Raw genomic sequence first — 14,869 nt, 5'->3', positions numbered from 1 at the left:
AAAAAACAGACACGGCGATATCATCTTCCACTTTGATGTCGGAGAAAAGGTGGATGAATTTTGCGCCGACCAGTTCTTCCATGCCTTCCGGCGCTGCTTCTGCATAAACGCTTTGGATCATCCGCGTACGGGCGGCATGGACCATTTCCCTGCCTTCCGGCGTCCGTGCAATAAATTCTTCTGAGGGGCTCAAATTTCCATGAAGCGTAGAAATGGCCATCTCGTTGACGAAAACCGTATGGATGCGTTCTGGACCTTTGCCAAAAAGGTTTTTACGGAGTTTGCGGATGATATCGTTGAATTCATGGATTTGTTTGGACATGATGTTCTTTTTCTCCTTCAAAATACAATTATTTGTAACTATTTGATAAATTGATTGTGTATGAAAATTATATTGTTTATAATAATAGCATACGTAGGCATTGCCGTATTTAAGTGCGGCAGCGCTTTCATCCCATTAGAATATTGGATTGGTCTTTTAGCAAGTCCTGTTAAGACACTATTCCACTATGAATCATGTGCACTTGTCAAGGTGTATTTTTTCATAGTGGGATTTTTTTATTTCAAATTCACCAGCAATTTTTATTATGAAACAACCCCAAAAGGAGGTATTTGCATGTCAATCAACATCAACGGCGCGTCTTATGAATTCAAAGACGGCCAGACTATTTTGCAAGTGATCAACGAACAGAAAATACTGCATCCGCAAATTTGCTACATGCCGGAAGTCGATCCGATCGAAACGTGCGATACGTGCATCATGGAAGTGAACGGCGAGCTGAAGCGCGCTTGTTCAACAAAAGCCGTCAGCGGCATGGACGTCCAGCTCGCTTCCCCGCGTGCGAAAGAGGCACAGACAGAAGCGATGGACCGGATTTTAGAAAACCATTTGTTGTACTGTACGGTCTGCGACAACAATAACGGCAATTGCAAAGTACATAACACCGTGGACATGATGGAAATCGAGCACCAGAAATACCCGTTCGAACCGAAATGTTCAGTTGACGAAGTCGATTTGACGAACCCGTTCTACCGCTACGACCCGAATCAGTGCATCGCCTGCGGCCAATGCGTCGAAGTGTGCCAAAACCTCCAAGTCAACGAAACTTTGACAATGGATTGGGAACGCGACCGCCCGATCGTACTGTGGGACGGCGGCGCAAAAATCAACGATTCTTCTTGTGTCAGCTGCGGCCAATGCGTCACGGCCTGCCCGTGCAACGCGTTGATGGAAACATCGATGCTTGGCGAAGCCGGCTTTATGACAGCAATCCCGGAACCCATCATGACGCCATTGATCGATTTGGTCAAAGATGTGGAGCCTGGATACAGCGGCATTTTGGCCATTTCCGACGCAGAAGCGACAATGCGGGAAACACGCACGAAAAAAACGAAAACCGTTTGTACGTTCTGCGGCGTCGGCTGTTCGTTTGAAGTATGGACAAAAGACCGTAAAATCCTTAAAATCCAGCCTGTATCGGAAGCACCTGCAAACCAGATTTCCACTTGCGTAAAAGGCAAATTCGGCTGGGACTTCGTCAATAGCGAAGAACGCATCACGACACCGATGATCCGTCAAGGCGATGAGTTCGTTGAAGCCACTTGGGAAGAAGCGCTCGATCTTGTTGCTTCAAAATTCAAGGAAATCAACGACAGCTACGGCAAGGACGCAATCGGCGTCATTTCTTCTTCGAAAATCACCAATGAAGACAATTACGTCATCCAAAAATTGACGCGCCAAGTGTTCGAATCAAATAACGTCGACAATTGCTCACGTTATTGCCAGTCTCCTGCAACTGACGGTTTATTCCGCACAGTCGGCATGGGCGGCGATGCCGGTACAATCAAAGACATCGGCAGCGCTGGACTCGTCATTATTGTGGGTGCGAACCCTGCAGAAGGCCATCCGGTGCTCGCAACCCGCGTTAAGCGGGCGCATAAATTGCATGAACAGAAATTGGTTGTCGCAGATATGCGGAAAAACGAAATGGCGGAACGCTCGGATATCTTCATCACCCCGAAACAAGGGACGGATCAGGTATGGCTGATGGCGGTCACGAAATACATGATCGACAACGGCTGGCACGACCAGCGCTTTATCGACGAAAACGTCAATCATTTCGGTGAGTTCACTGAAGTGTTGAACCAATACACATTGGAATACGCTGAGCAGCAGACCGGCATTCCAAGAGAGCAATTGATCAATATTGCTGAATTGGTTCGCGATGCTGATGGCACATGCATCCTTTGGGGCATGGGCGTAACACAAAACACTGGCGGCTCGGATACGTCCGCTGCCATTTCCAACTTATTGCTTGCGACAGGCAATTACCGCCGCCCGGGTGCGGGTGCATATCCGCTCCGCGGCCACAATAACGTACAAGGCGCCTGCGATATGGGCTCACTTCCTGGCTGGCTTCCTGGCTACCAGCATGTTACAGATGAAAACGCCCGCTTGAAATTCGAGACAGCTTACGGCGTCAAAATCGATGACAAGCCCGGCATGGATAACATCCAAATGCTGCAGGCTGTCGATGAAGGCATCATGAAAGCCATGTACGTTGTCGGCGAAGATATGGCGCTTGTCGATTCAAACGCCAACCACGTGGATGAAGTACTATCAAAACTGGATTTCTTTGTTGTCCAGGATATTTTCTTCTCCCGCACGGCACAATACGCGGATGTCATTTTGCCTGCCGCTCCGTCTTTGGAAAAAGAAGGCACATTCACGAACACTGAAAGACGTGTTCAGCGCCTTTACCAGGCATTGCCTGAACTTGGCGAGTCGAAAGCAGATTGGTGGATTGTCCAGGAAATCGCGAATCGCCTGGGCGCTGGCTGGAATTACAGCCACCCAAGCGAAATCTTTGCGGAAATGGCGAGCTTGTCGCCGTTGTTCAGTCAAGCCGATTATGCTTCGATGGAAGGCTGGAACAGCTTCCTATGGGGCAGCCTGGATGGCTCGAGCACTCCCCTCCTGTATGTGGATGGCTTCAACTTCCCTGACAAAAAAGCGCGTTTCGCTTTGTCTGACTGGGTCGAGCCGGTTGTCTTCCCTGAGGAATATGATTTGCACATCAATAACGGACGCCTGTTGGAACATTTCCATGAAGGTAATATGACGAATAAATCTTCAGGCATCCAATCGAAACTGCCTGAAACTTTTGTTGAAGTGTCGCCTGAACTGGCCGCTGAACGCGGCCTTGAAGACGGTTCGACCGTCCGTCTGGTTTCGCCATACGGCGCGTTAAAACTGCCTGTTATTGTCACTGCCCGCGTCAAAGGCAATGAATTGTTCCTGCCGATGAACTCGGTCAAAAAAGAGACAGCGATCAACTTCCTGACAGGTCCCGCTGTCGACCAACGGACGAATACCCCTGCATACAAGCAGACGAAAGTTCGCATGGAAGTCTTGAAAGAACACGGCAAACGGCCATTGCCGCGCTCTAATCCGCGCGACAAAAAACGCAATCCGCAGTCCGGCATTGAAGTCGCACGGAAATGGGCGCGTGAAGGTTATGTGCATTTGACCGATCAAAAAGTAGAAAGGTGATGTCCTATGGCGAGTCCGATCACTCACTTGAAGAAAAAACAGCTGAGCCCAGATGAAATTCGGCACAATAAGCTGAAAGAGCTTGAGTCCCTGCTTGCAGAACAAGACCAGGCATTGAATAAATTGCTGCAGATCACCGGTGACTTGAATGACGCGGGCATCCTTGACGCTGCACTGGCAATGGTCAAAGCAAAAGAAGGCATCACTGAAATCGTCGTGCACCAAGCAACACGTGAACCCGTCACCAACCTCATCAATAACATGATGAGTGCGGCTGGTGCGCTTACGGCCATCGATCCCGCTACGACCGAAAAGCTCGCAGCAAGCGTCGCAGATGGCTTGAAAGAAGCGGAAGCGGAACGCACAAGCGATAAGAAAGTTGGTATTTTCCAATTGATGAAATCGCTGAAAGATCCGGACATCAACCGCTCGATCAAATTCGGCTTGAATTTCCTGAAAGGCATGGGAAAAAGCCTGGGCAAAAAATAATGAATACCAAAAGAGCTGCCGAGAATTCTCGGCAGCTCTTTTTCATCTATTATATAGAAGGAACTTGTTTTTACGGGTTTATGAAAGTCCACACCATCATTGGGCTTATGGAATAAATACGTGTTCATCAACACTGAACTTTTAAATCATGAAGCACCGCCAGCGTTAACTAATGCACAAGACATAAGGTGAATTTTGTCTAATACAAATTTGTGAAATACCGCAAAGCATTGAAAATGAAAAGGACAATGAGACTTTGGACAAACGTAACGGAAAGATCTTTTTTCCAGGAGTTCCTTTCTGGGTAGCGGTTCGAGACTCTTTGGAACACGAAAAGCAATCCCCACCATAACAGTAGACTCAAGAGAAATTCCCCAATGGTATTGTAAAGTTCTACGCCCATCGCTCCTTTTCTGTTTATAAAAGATTTTCAAGATCGATTATCCTAGCCAATGTAATGAAGAACGATCCGATACAACGCGATGCACAACCCCAAAACACTGGCTTTCATTTTCAATGGATGGTATTTTTCGCTGCGATTCAAGTAAAAGAACATGATGATAAATCCAAGCGGAAACCAAAGCTGAAATTCCTTTTCATCTGAACTGCTGGAAAAAACCGGTGCAATATAAGTGCTGATTAAAAAATAAATAAAAATGGTAAAGCGCCGTGTTTCCAACCCTTTGCTCCATTTTAATAACAAGTAAATTGAAATTATTGCGATTATTGTAATATCCAGTGATGGCAGATGCAAAGTGCCATTGCCGATTTTGAACTCCATTCAGCCTCTCCCTCTTTTCAATTTAAAAACCAGCACCCCTTCAATGGTGTTTTCTTTTTTTCATCATACCAAAAATACCCATTTATCCATAGAAAAATAAAAATTTCCTTCAAATTTAAAAGCACCTCGATGAAAGGTGCTTCTAAAGGAATGCATGCACTTGTAAGCCTCGCATTTTAAAATTTTCACTGTTTTATCGCTTCGTCTGGAAATTCAGCTTCAACACGCTGCTGTTTAGCAAACGCTTTTTTGGCAGAAGCTCTTGTTCAGCGCTCTTCCATTGTTTTTGCCAGCTTCAGTTTTTTCGGTTCGATGTAGATATTGCGTTTATGCCAGCGGAAATAAGGCGCATGTTCAAGAGTCGCTGGCACCTTTGCCGCCTTCTTGAGGCCATAGACAGCGTATTGCGCTTCCGGAATCCGGCTCGCGATATGCAGCTGCCCTCCTCCTGTAAATGAAATCAACCCTGATGTGAACAATGCTGCATGGTTTGCACATAACAAGATGCCGTTGTGCGGATCCAACCTTTCGGCATCGGTGCTGTCTTTCCACGGTTTCGCATAGCTTGCGGCTAATGCCGCATCGATGGCGATTCCACAGAGCGGGCATTCATTATGCCATAATTGCATAAGGCTTTTGCTGAATTGTTTTTTACTGCGGCGCATTTTTTCCTTTATTTCCATTTCCATCTCTGAAATCATGGTCATTAGCGGATTGTGGGTAGATCTTTTGACCACTTCTATCGCCAACTCGAGTTGCTCTTCTTCTACTGCAAAAAAATTCAGGCTGGTGATAACTTCCAGCAGCTTCATGGCCAGTTCTTCATTGCATGGGTATAAATAGCCTGAATTGCCGCTCGCATCTTCCTGGAAAGGCGAATATTTCAATGGCAATAAAGGCTCGATTGCGTCAAAATAATCTCGCACAGCGAGTGGGAAATCCAACTCGTGGTAGACGGCTTGTGCGATGAAAACTTCTTCTGTCCCGCCTGGAATTATGCTGTTTTTGCAGCCTTGTGTAATAAGGCTGATGGCGACGATCTGCCCTTTTACGTAATGGAAAACATGATCTCCTTCTTTCAGTTCGTGCATTCTTTTCCACGAATGCGGCACCATCCCGGATTTATCAATGCGTGGCGTCCACAGGATTCCAGCGTTCCGTTCTTCATGATACGTTTCTCCCTGCATGACGATAAAGCTGTTCATAAATGGACCCCCAGTGATTCTCTTGTATACCTAGCTTTTTCTAGTTTAACTCAATTCTTTTATTTTTGCCCGATCCTTGCACACATCTTTCCGTTTTATAACTAAATCGAAATTCTATTCCGGTATATTTTTGTCCAAGTAGAAAATAAAGGATATACTTGTATAAGTACCAATTATTAAAAGAGGTGAGATTTATGAGAAGCGGAAATCCGAGTTTAAAAAATGAATCGTTTACGAAACACAGCGGCGCCGTTGCCGGGCGTCCTATGACCATTCAAGGTACGGTCAACAGAACCTTGATTTTATTGTTATTGCTGTTGGCGACGTTCGTCTTTTCCTGGAACTTATTCCTAAGCAATCCGGAAAGCGCGTTGCTGTTGATGCTTGTCGGCGCAATCGGAGGTCTTATTGTCGCGTTGATCACAATCTTCGTGCCAAAGGTATCACCGTTCACAGCGCCGTTATACGCGTTGCTGGAAGGGCTGTTTGTCGGGGCGATATCTGCACAATACGAAGTCCAATATGGCGGCATTGTGTTCCAAGCCGTGTTATTGACCATCGGGGTGCTGTTGAGTTTATTGCTCGCTTATAAGTCGGGGTTCATCAAAGTCACCCAAAATTTCCGGCTGGGCATTGTTGCAGCTACAGGCGGTATTTTCCTCGTCTACCTGATTTCATTTATCGGCGGGTTTTTCGGTTTCGAAATTCCTCATTTGCATGAAGCGACGCCATTGGGCATTGCCATCAGCGTGGTCATCGTTATTATTGCCGCATTGAATCTGGTGCTGGATTTTGATTTTATTGAGAATGCCGCCAATAAAGGAGTGCCGAAGTATTATGAATGGTACGGTGCGTTCGGTTTGCTGGTCACCTTGATTTGGCTATACCTTGAAATTCTGCGCTTGCTGTCAAAACTGCGCAGCAGATGATCACTCAAACGTCCTTCGGGGCGTTTTTTTCATGAAAAAGCCGCGGCTCCAGTAAGTTCAGGAGCCGCGGCTTTAAGTTATTGAGTGTTATTTTTTGCTTGAATTTGCATTGTAGAAGAATTTAGCTGTGATCGAGCCATCTCCATTTTCCACAATGTCCGTTACATGAATTCCGGAATCTGCTGGTGTTGCATTATTGCCTTTCCAGAAATAATACGATCCCGAATGGACATTGCTTGAAACAGGTGTAATTTCATCGCCTGTTTTAAAGAAGTCGGCAGCGTCTCCACGGTTTGCGTTCTTCTCCAAATCGTATTTGCCGTCCGCTTGCAGGACTGACAATCCGTAATGGGTCACTTTAGTCCCGTCGGCAGCCATTTGGAACTGATTGTATTGATAGCGTTTGTTCATCCAGTTTTCTACGTTATTCGGACGGAATCCTGCAGTTTGGTAAAGATTGATGACATTTTCATCAACATGCCATGCCAACAAACCATGAGCATCTTCCCCTTGGCGGCTCAAGCCTTGGTTAAACCCTTTTTGCTGCACATTTTCGAATAAGAAGTATTCGGTTCCATTAGAGCCTGGAACTTCCATTTTGACGATTCCGTTGTCAGCTGCTGCTTCGTTGATCGGCGGCAATGTAATCGTCTGTGCTGCGCCTGGCGCTACCTCTACTGGATCTGCCCAGCCAAGAAAAACTTTAGAGAACGGATCGAATAGTGTCGGTGAATTCCCTGAATAAGCTGCTGCATTTGGATAGCGCATCCACGATCCACCTGCCATCATCGAGTAGTTCCCTACGCCTTCTGATGAATAGACAGTATCATAGAAATCCGGCAATCCGAGCGCGTGGCCGAATTCATGGGCGTAAACCCCTGGCTGTGCCGGGAATGGCCCAGTTGCCAGTTTGCTGTCGTATGAGTCTGTAGCGGCGTCATAGCCCGCCACGTTGCCTCCGATTCCAGGCTGGATATTGTAATTGTCTACGACAACACCGTCATACGTCATGTCTTCTTTGACGGTTTGATCAATCCATGCACCTTGGTCCATGCCTGCATAAACATCTGCCGGCTTCCCAGTTTCGTAGTATTTACCGTAATACAATGCACTCAACAAGCTCCATTTATGCGACCAGAACTGTGCCGGATCACTGCTGAATTCTGCACCGGTCCCTTCATGTACGACGAATATATTCGGCACTTCGCCTTCCACAGCGTATTTCGAGAAGTCGATTTCGCTGTCAGCCGCTGCCAATAGATCTCGTACGAATTCTCCTGTATGTGCATCACCATTTGCGTTGCCCAGGACATACTTGCCATTTTCAGCATATGTGCCATCTTGATCCAAGTAATAGGAAGCCCCTTTTGGCAATTCCACCCAAGCAAAATCCGTATTTTCTTTGCGGACAAGGTTTACTTTCCCGTTACTGGACTCTTTATAGACATTTTGCATCGTACGGTCTGTCGGTACTTTCACACCATTATATTCTGCGTATTGCTGGAATTGCTCCAATTCATACGGATTGTATTCATCACCGAATATCAAATCTTCGTAATATGCTGCAGGCACTTGCCCCTTCATATCACCGATTGGCTCATCGCCTTCCTTGTATTTCGCCAGAAGCACGAGAACCGGCACGTCCCCTTCGGTTTGGTTATAAGCAACATGGTTGTCGCCTGGCGCTTGGAACTTCTCGCCTTTATTCATTAACTTTTCTGCTGGATCCGCTTTTGACAGATCAATGCCGAGCTCTTTAGCTTTTTCGGAGAGTTCCGTAGAAGCTCCGACATGATGCGCTAAGCTCAACTCACTTTGATGGCTTACCTGTTCGGCAGTTGAGCCATTGGAGTTCACTCCGGCAAAAACTGCGCTGCCGACTAAAGCAAGTGTTAAAGCTGATGTAGAAAAGACTTTTAACATTGTTCGACCCCCTAAACGTTTTATGGTACTGGTAAATTGTATAAATAATTCAGTATATTTGGAATAGGTAGTATGTATCTATTGTAAATAAATTACATAGCTCTATTTACATATTTTATTCGGATTCCGAAGCAATACGTTTTAACGCCTTTTTATTGCATCCCATTAACCAGCATTTCTTCAGCGCTCCAAAGAAAAAAGCTGCTCAAAGCCATGAAAATGGTCTTTGGAGCAGCTTTCCTGTTTTTTATTAATCCGCCAAATGTTCATCGGCCCGGTCCATCAAAATATATTCGAATGAACCGATCAACTGATATCCGCCGTCTGTTTCTTTGATCGAAATCTGTGTTTCAAGTTCCGTCAACAATGTATTCAAGTTTTCCATCACCGGTTCGAGGGCATGCTTCGATGCTCCTCCGATTACATGGCTATCCAAAAAATAGTCTTTTAAGCAGACGGGCGTTACAGCTTTCAGCCGGTGCGCATTTAAGAGCAGATGGCGCAGAACGTGTGCGTGCGGTGCAGCCACTGCCTCCTTTATGCCATTGAAGTGGAGCTCCGTGCCTGTGTCTCTGAAAAACAGCATGACTGTGTCTTTTGGCGCTGAACTGCATGTCTCGCTGCATTCCTCTATTGAACAATATTCGGTGCCGTCCAATGTCGTCATGCGATATGCTTGGGATTTCAATACGCCTTCGTTATAGCTGAGCTGAGTGAAAAAGCCGGTAAAAATCGGATTTACTGCTCCGTTGTTCTGCCCATTTTCTGAGCCGATAACCAACGCCTGGCATGCCGTATGCAATGAGCAATTCGACAAGTACAAGACCGCTCGGTTTATTTGTTCCGTGCTGAGCAGGAATGCTACGTCGCTATAGTCCTTCTGAAAGTCCAACGCCTTTTGGAAATGGACGATGGATTCGCTGAATTTTTTTTGCACATAAGCCAGGCAGCCTAATCGATAAGATACAATCGGGTTTTTGCGATCGTAGCTTTGCACTCTTTTCAATACTTTTTCAGCTTTTGCACGTTCTTTTGCCGTGCTTCCATGGACGCTTGAACTATAGCGCAGTAAATAGCACACCAATTTTTTCTTTATATATGTATAATAATCAAGGTAGTCTTTATCGTCTTTGCTGAGGATCGACAAATGCGTATGCATCGCATCATAAATCTCGATTTTCGTGTAATTCAACAACCCTTTTCTGCTTTCTTCGCTCAAATGCAGTTCTTGTTCAATTTCTTCTAGTTCATCTAAACTTATATCACGATATCGCATGTTCTTCCTCCCAATAAATAAAACACTCTAAAATGTAGGGGTCCACCAATAAAAAAATATAAAAATCTTATAGTATAACAATAATATTGCAATAGACAAGGAATAAATAAGATAATTTTTACATTTATAACAAACTTGCAGTATTTTTATGATACCAATCATTGGCATGATAAACAATACATCTTCTAAAATATATATTAAAAAATCTTTCCATCCCCTCTTTACTTCCTTAGAACCTTGCGCTAGACTGAACCCATCGGGAAAACCCGGCACAATAAAACTGCATACCGTTTTCTGCACTAGGGGTGCTTATTTTTAGCTGAGATGCAAGCGCAAGCTTCGATCCCTTATAACTCGATCAGGTTAGGACCTGCGTGAGGAAGTGCGGCGCATTTCTGTCCCGATCCTTTCTGGATTTTATACATGAAATTGTGGCTGCATCTTCGCGGATGCGGCCTTTTTTGTGTAAATTTTAAGGAGGATTTTTTATATGGAACCACTACAATGCGGCACCAGCCCGATTGTCGGATTTCGCTTTTCTTTGCATCCGATGACCGGGGATTTCATCCAAGTGATTAAAGGGGCATTGCGGGAAACCGACACCACGAATGTTTGGATGCACACTGACGATGTTTCGACCGTCATCCGCGGCAGGCAGCTCCATGTGTTCAATGCAGCGAAGTCGATTGCGCTCCATGCTGCAAAAACGGGCGTGCACGTCGCCATGTCAGGCACATTTTCTGTCGGCTGCCCAGGTGATTCTGCCGGAGATGCCTATTTGGACAAAGGTGACGAGTTGCTGAACACCGATACGTCAAAGCAATATGTTTCTTCGCAATTCGCGCTTTATCCCATGAACAATCCCGACTATATGGCAATTATCTACCGGGAAGTCGAACGTGCGAAGGCACTGGGCGTCTATAATGACTCCATGCATTATGCGAGCGGCATCCATGGTGATATCCATGATGTATTCGCTTTTTACGAAGAAGCGTTTGCCAATGCCCGAACTTCTGAAAATGCGCACCTCGTGATGACAGTCGCTTTGAGCATAAATAGCCCTTCTCATGGAGGTGGCAGCGGTGCTTAAAGATTGGAAGTTGAAAGAAATCGTCCTGATGTCATTGTTCGGTGTCGTCTTCGGCATCGTTTATCTCGTGTTTATCCATTTCGGCAACATATGGGCTGGCATTATCGGACCAATCGCATATGAATGGATGTTCGGCATCTGGTTTATCGTATCCATCATTTCAATGTATATTATTCGCAAACCCGGAGCCGCCGTCCTGCCTGAAACATTGGCGGCATTAATCGAAGTCCTTCTTGGCAATGCGGTAGGGCCGCGCCTGATTTTGTCAGGGCTCGTTCAAGGCCTTGGTGCGGAAGCTGCGTTTGCAGCCACGCGCTACAGACATTTCAATCTGGCAATACTGATGCTCGCCGGCGCAGGCTCTGCCGTGTTCAGTTTCATCTATGGCTACTTTATATCGGGTTATGCTGCACTCGATCCGTCATTTGTTGCATTCATGTTCACTTTGCGTGTCTTGAGTGGCATGGTGATTGCGGGGATGGGCGGCAAATATATAGCTGACGGCCTCCTCGCAACTGGTTCGCTGCGTGGTTATGCAATTTCCCGCAGCGGCAAAGGTGATGCGGGTGCCTGAGGAAGTCATCCGCTTAAATAACTTGTCATTCCGGTTTCCGGATTGCAGCAAAGCGGTATTGCACAATGTTTCAGCTATTATCCACCGGGGGGAACGCATCGCCATATGCGGCCCGAGCGGCTGTGGCAAAAGTACGCTTTTGTATTTGCTGAACCGCCTTTATCCGCTCAATTGTGATGGCATCGTCAGCGGAGAAATCCGGTTATTCGGAAAAAATGGGGAACATTACGCCCCCGGTGAAATCAATCGACGGATTGCAACCGTGTTTCAGGATCCCGATGCTCAATTCTGCATGCCGACAGTTGAAGAGGAATTGGCATTTACATTGGAGAATCTGCATATCCCTCAGGCTGACATGGAAGAGCGGATTGCGGGCATTCTTTCTTTGACGTCTTTGACTGAGTGGCGGCATTCCAAAATCCATAGCTTATCTGGCGGCATGAAACAGCGTGTCGCTGTCGCTTGCGCATTGATCATGGATCCGGAAGTGCTCTTGCTGGATGAACCATTATCCCATCTTGATCCGGTGACTGCGCGCGATTTCGTTTGTTGGCTCGACAGATTGCAGCAACTCCGGCAGCTGACAATCATCGCTGTGGAACATAGGCTGGTACATTGGAAATCTTTCTTCAAACGGGAAATTCGGCTTGGCAAAGACGGAAGGGTAATCGCGGATGGACCGCCGGCTGAAATACCGGCCCTCCTCTTCCCTTCGCGGCTTTCCGGAAAAGCGGCAGAAGAAGCACTTCGTATTCAAGGTTTGGCAGTAGAAATCGATGGCAAAACACGCCTTTCCCCTCTGTCCTTTTCATTAACACGCGGTGAAGTCACAATTGTCGCGGGTCCGAACGGCAGCGGGAAAACAACGCTTTTAAAAGCATTATGCGGAATCCATCAGGCAAGTGGCACCATCCAGGCAATTTCCCGGCGAGGCTACGTGCCTCAATCCCCCGAGTTCATGTTTTTAACTCAGAGCGTTTCCCAGGAAGTGGCTTATTCGGGAATCTCTTCGCTGCAAGAAATCAAAGGGCTGATGAACCGGCTGGATCTCTCAACAATTGCGGATTCACATCCTTTTTCGGTGAGCCACGGCCAAAAACGGCGTGTTGCAGTCGGGGCAATGCTCGCAGACAAACGGCAAATCCTGCTTATGGATGAACCGACAGCAGGGCAAGACGCCGCATCGCTCCAAGAATTATATACGTTGATCGGTCAACGGACAGCAGAAGGCGCAGCATTTGTAATCGTCACGCATGACATGTCGTTCGCTTTGGCGGTCGCTGATTCCGTTGTACTGCTGAAAGATGGTGCGATGACCGGCAAATATTCCGCAGCTGACTTTTGGACACGGGATGACTTGCTGCTAGCCCATCATTTATTGGCTCCGGAAGGAGTGGCGATCCATGAAGCATCTATTGAATGACATGAATCCATCGTTCAAATTTGTCATTGTCACTTTATCGATGATCGTGATGGCTTTCTTTTTCAACCCCTGGACTCCGCTGATTTTTTGTTGCGGCATTGTCTTATTGCAAATCCTATTCAGCCAAACCAACTGGAAACTATGGTTGGTCTGCATGCTTCCTTTTGCTTTTGGCGCATTTGGCTATTTATGGACCACGATCGTTTTTGGCCGCGCTTCCAGCGGAACAATTATTTGGTCCTCCGGTTTTTTTGACATCACCGACCAACAATTAAATCTGGCATTGTCACTTTCGTTTCGGGTGCTGGCTTTTTCCGTGCTGTCGCTCATGTTCGCCTTCACTACTGCACCCGTCAAATTTGTCATGAGCCTTATGCAGCAAATGAAGCTTTCACCGAAATTGGCTTATAGCGTTCTAGTGGGCTACCATTTCCTGCCGCTTATAAAAGATGAATTCGTGCAGATTAAACAGGTCCATGAAATGAGAAATGTTGCAGTGAAGAATAGCAGATGGCTCCGATTAACGTCGATTTACGGCATGCTCATTCCGACCCTTGCCAGTTCTGTCCGCAAGGCCGAAAGCGCCGCTTTTGCTATGGAAGCACGTGGTTTTACCGGTGAACCGCGAACATCTTATTTCCGACCGATTCGGATTAAACCCAGGGATTATTGGCTTTCGCTTCTTTTTTCAGCCCTTTTGGCTGCAAGTTGCATCATCGGTGTGTTACTCGAAAAATAACGGCGCGTCTTGCATATTGCAGGCCGTGTCTTTTTTTCTTGTAGGCGTTTTGGTTTTTTTAAAAATACCTTATGTAGTTATATACATTTATTATTTCCAAGACCGTCTTTGTGTTTTTAAAAACGATTGTTCGGATTTTTGCATTTAAGGGTATAGACTATAAAACCCGTTGTGGAGGTGCCTGTGATGCACGAAATCCAATTGCTTGATGAAAAAGACGACCGCGTATACCTTGTTTATATGACCAACCGCCAAGACTCCTTCAAATTGTTTGAGCGGGATATGTCACAGATGATGGAACGCGCCTCTGCCGAAATTTCAATTGGCTATACGAATTTATGGGCCATGAAGCGCATCGGCATAATTGAAAAAGAAAAAGTCTGCTACTTCCCTGACAACGAGCTGCTGATTGAGCCTGCCTTTTTTCAGCAACATGGAAAAATAGAGGTTTACATAATATTTTTATTTGTGAAGTACAATCCTTCCGCCCCTTATATGTTTTCCAAGCGCATGAACATGGAGCCTTACAAGCGTTTCGAAGATGCTGCCGAGGCGGGCTGCCGGCTGATCGAGTTGATGGAAAACACTTACCCTGGCCGCCAATTCAAAGTGCTGTGCGCAAAATTACTTTACGACATCCCTTGGCATTAAAACATCCGAAAAGCCGGCTGCGAGAATTTGGACTGACCCGTTAATTTGAGACACCAGAAAAAACACCTAGGCTGCCATTGTCCGATATTCAATCGGAGAGTGGCAGTTTAATTTTTGGAACGGTCGTATATAGTTGTAATAATACATGTAATCTTCGACTTTTTGTTGTACAATGGCATTGGTTAGACGTACCCCTGCAAGGGGGTAGAATTCTTCCGACTTTAGCGAGGAGTGGA

The 14,869-nt window shown here is 46.2% G+C and carries 14 protein-coding genes and 1 riboswitch; of the genes, 8 read left to right on the top strand and 6 right to left on the bottom strand.

Annotated elements, in window-relative coordinates; all coding sequences use genetic code 11:
- Positions 1–322, bottom strand: a 322-nt coding sequence (locus EGV91_RS13795; protein WP_135504648.1) for a Na-translocating system protein MpsC family protein, incomplete at its 3' end; no start/stop codon positions are given.
- 294 nt (positions 323–616) lie between these two features.
- Between EGV91_RS13795 and fdhF the strand changes: the two genes are divergently transcribed.
- Positions 617–3,553: a formate dehydrogenase subunit alpha gene (fdhF, locus tag EGV91_RS13790; protein WP_135504647.1), complete on the top strand. Its 2,937-nt coding sequence runs from the start codon at positions 617–619 to the stop codon at positions 3,551–3,553.
- 6 nt (positions 3,554–3,559) lie between these two features.
- Positions 3,560–4,042, top strand: a complete 483-nt coding sequence (locus tag EGV91_RS13785) for a helical membrane plugin domain-containing protein (RefSeq protein ID WP_135504646.1) — start codon at positions 3,560–3,562, stop codon at positions 4,040–4,042.
- Positions 4,043–4,487: 445 nt separating this feature from the next.
- Here EGV91_RS13785 and EGV91_RS13780 read toward each other — a convergent pair whose 3' ends face one another.
- Complete coding sequence (locus EGV91_RS13780) at positions 4,488–4,823, bottom strand: hypothetical protein (protein WP_135504644.1); 336 nt, start codon at positions 4,821–4,823, stop codon at positions 4,488–4,490.
- 266 nt (positions 4,824–5,089) lie between these two features.
- Positions 5,090–6,028 carry an HNH endonuclease gene (locus EGV91_RS13775; protein ID WP_135504643.1) on the bottom strand — a complete coding sequence of 313 codons (939 nt, stop codon included), beginning with the start codon at positions 6,026–6,028 and terminating at the stop codon, positions 5,090–5,092.
- Positions 6,029–6,222: 194 nt separating this feature from the next.
- On the opposite strand from EGV91_RS13775, the gene EGV91_RS13770 reads away from it, so the two are divergent.
- A complete protein-coding gene (locus EGV91_RS13770) occupies positions 6,223–6,957 on the top strand; it encodes a Bax inhibitor-1/YccA family protein (protein ID WP_135504642.1) in 735 nt (244 codons plus the stop codon).
- Positions 6,958–7,044: 87 nt separating this feature from the next.
- Here the strand turns inward: EGV91_RS13770 and EGV91_RS13765 are convergent, their stop codons facing one another.
- Both EGV91_RS13765 and EGV91_RS13760 read right to left on the bottom strand, forming a co-directional pair.
- On the bottom strand, positions 7,045–8,880 hold the full coding sequence (locus EGV91_RS13765) for a M6 family metalloprotease domain-containing protein (protein ID WP_135504641.1): 1,836 nt from the start codon (positions 8,878–8,880) through the stop codon (positions 7,045–7,047).
- Between the two features lie 250 nt (positions 8,881–9,130).
- Entirely contained in the window at positions 9,131–10,156 is a 1,026-nt protein-coding gene (locus EGV91_RS13760; RefSeq protein WP_135504639.1) for a tetratricopeptide repeat protein, read from the bottom strand.
- Positions 10,157–10,447: 291 nt separating this feature from the next.
- Positions 10,448–10,554, top strand: a riboswitch (TPP riboswitch).
- Positions 10,555–10,646: 92 nt separating this feature from the next.
- Here EGV91_RS13760 and EGV91_RS13755 point away from each other — a divergent pair.
- From EGV91_RS13755 to EGV91_RS13735, 5 genes are all read left to right on the top strand, one after another.
- Complete coding sequence (locus EGV91_RS13755; protein ID WP_135504638.1) at positions 10,647–11,246, top strand: YkoF family thiamine/hydroxymethylpyrimidine-binding protein; 600 nt, start codon at positions 10,647–10,649, stop codon at positions 11,244–11,246.
- Entirely contained in the window at positions 11,239–11,820 is a 582-nt protein-coding gene (locus tag EGV91_RS13750) for an ECF transporter S component (RefSeq protein ID WP_135504637.1), read from the top strand. The genes EGV91_RS13755 and EGV91_RS13750 overlap by 8 nt, the downstream gene beginning before the upstream one ends.
- On the top strand, positions 11,807–13,243 hold the full coding sequence (locus EGV91_RS13745; RefSeq protein WP_135504635.1) for an ABC transporter ATP-binding protein: 1,437 nt from the start codon (positions 11,807–11,809) through the stop codon (positions 13,241–13,243). The genes EGV91_RS13750 and EGV91_RS13745 overlap by 14 nt, the downstream gene beginning before the upstream one ends.
- Positions 13,224–13,982 (top strand): energy-coupling factor transporter transmembrane component T family protein, encoded by a 759-nt coding sequence (locus tag EGV91_RS13740; protein WP_135504634.1) that lies wholly within the window; start codon positions 13,224–13,226, stop codon positions 13,980–13,982. The genes EGV91_RS13745 and EGV91_RS13740 overlap by 20 nt, the downstream gene beginning before the upstream one ends.
- A 186-nt stretch (positions 13,983–14,168) precedes the next feature.
- A complete protein-coding gene (locus EGV91_RS13735) occupies positions 14,169–14,633 on the top strand; it encodes a hypothetical protein (protein WP_135504633.1) in 465 nt (154 codons plus the stop codon).
- 66 nt (positions 14,634–14,699) lie between these two features.
- Here the strand turns inward: EGV91_RS13735 and EGV91_RS13730 are convergent.
- On the bottom strand, positions 14,700–14,869 hold a 170-nt coding region (locus EGV91_RS13730; RefSeq protein ID WP_158290619.1), incomplete at its 5' end, for an IS3 family transposase.

The sequence above is a fragment of the Planococcus koreensis genome, from assembly GCF_004761975.1.
GTDB classification, from domain to species: domain Bacteria; phylum Bacillota; class Bacilli; order Bacillales_A; family Planococcaceae; genus Planococcus; species Planococcus koreensis.
Note: the sequence above shows the minus strand (reverse complement) of the source record. Positions and strands in the feature narration are given on the sequence as shown.

Coding starts and splice junctions, on each gene's coding strand:
- fdhF (WP_135504647.1), top strand. CDS start 617: ATGTCAATCAACATCAACGGCGCGTCTTATGAATTCAAAGACGGCCAG.
- EGV91_RS13785 (WP_135504646.1), top strand. CDS start 3,560: ATGGCGAGTCCGATCACTCACTTGAAGAAAAAACAGCTGAGCCCAGAT.
- EGV91_RS13780 (WP_135504644.1), bottom strand. CDS start 4,823: ATGGAGTTCAAAATCGGCAATGGCACTTTGCATCTGCCATCACTGGAT.
- EGV91_RS13775 (WP_135504643.1), bottom strand. CDS start 6,028: ATGAACAGCTTTATCGTCATGCAGGGAGAAACGTATCATGAAGAACGG.
- EGV91_RS13770 (WP_135504642.1), top strand. CDS start 6,223: ATGAGAAGCGGAAATCCGAGTTTAAAAAATGAATCGTTTACGAAACAC.
- EGV91_RS13765 (WP_135504641.1), bottom strand. CDS start 8,880: ATGTTAAAAGTCTTTTCTACATCAGCTTTAACACTTGCTTTAGTCGGC.
- EGV91_RS13760 (WP_135504639.1), bottom strand. CDS start 10,156: ATGCGATATCGTGATATAAGTTTAGATGAACTAGAAGAAATTGAACAA.
- EGV91_RS13755 (WP_135504638.1), top strand. CDS start 10,647: ATGGAACCACTACAATGCGGCACCAGCCCGATTGTCGGATTTCGCTTT.
- EGV91_RS13745 (WP_135504635.1), top strand. CDS start 11,807: ATGCGGGTGCCTGAGGAAGTCATCCGCTTAAATAACTTGTCATTCCGG.
- EGV91_RS13740 (WP_135504634.1), top strand. CDS start 13,224: ATGAAGCATCTATTGAATGACATGAATCCATCGTTCAAATTTGTCATT.
- EGV91_RS13735 (WP_135504633.1), top strand. CDS start 14,169: ATGCACGAAATCCAATTGCTTGATGAAAAAGACGACCGCGTATACCTT.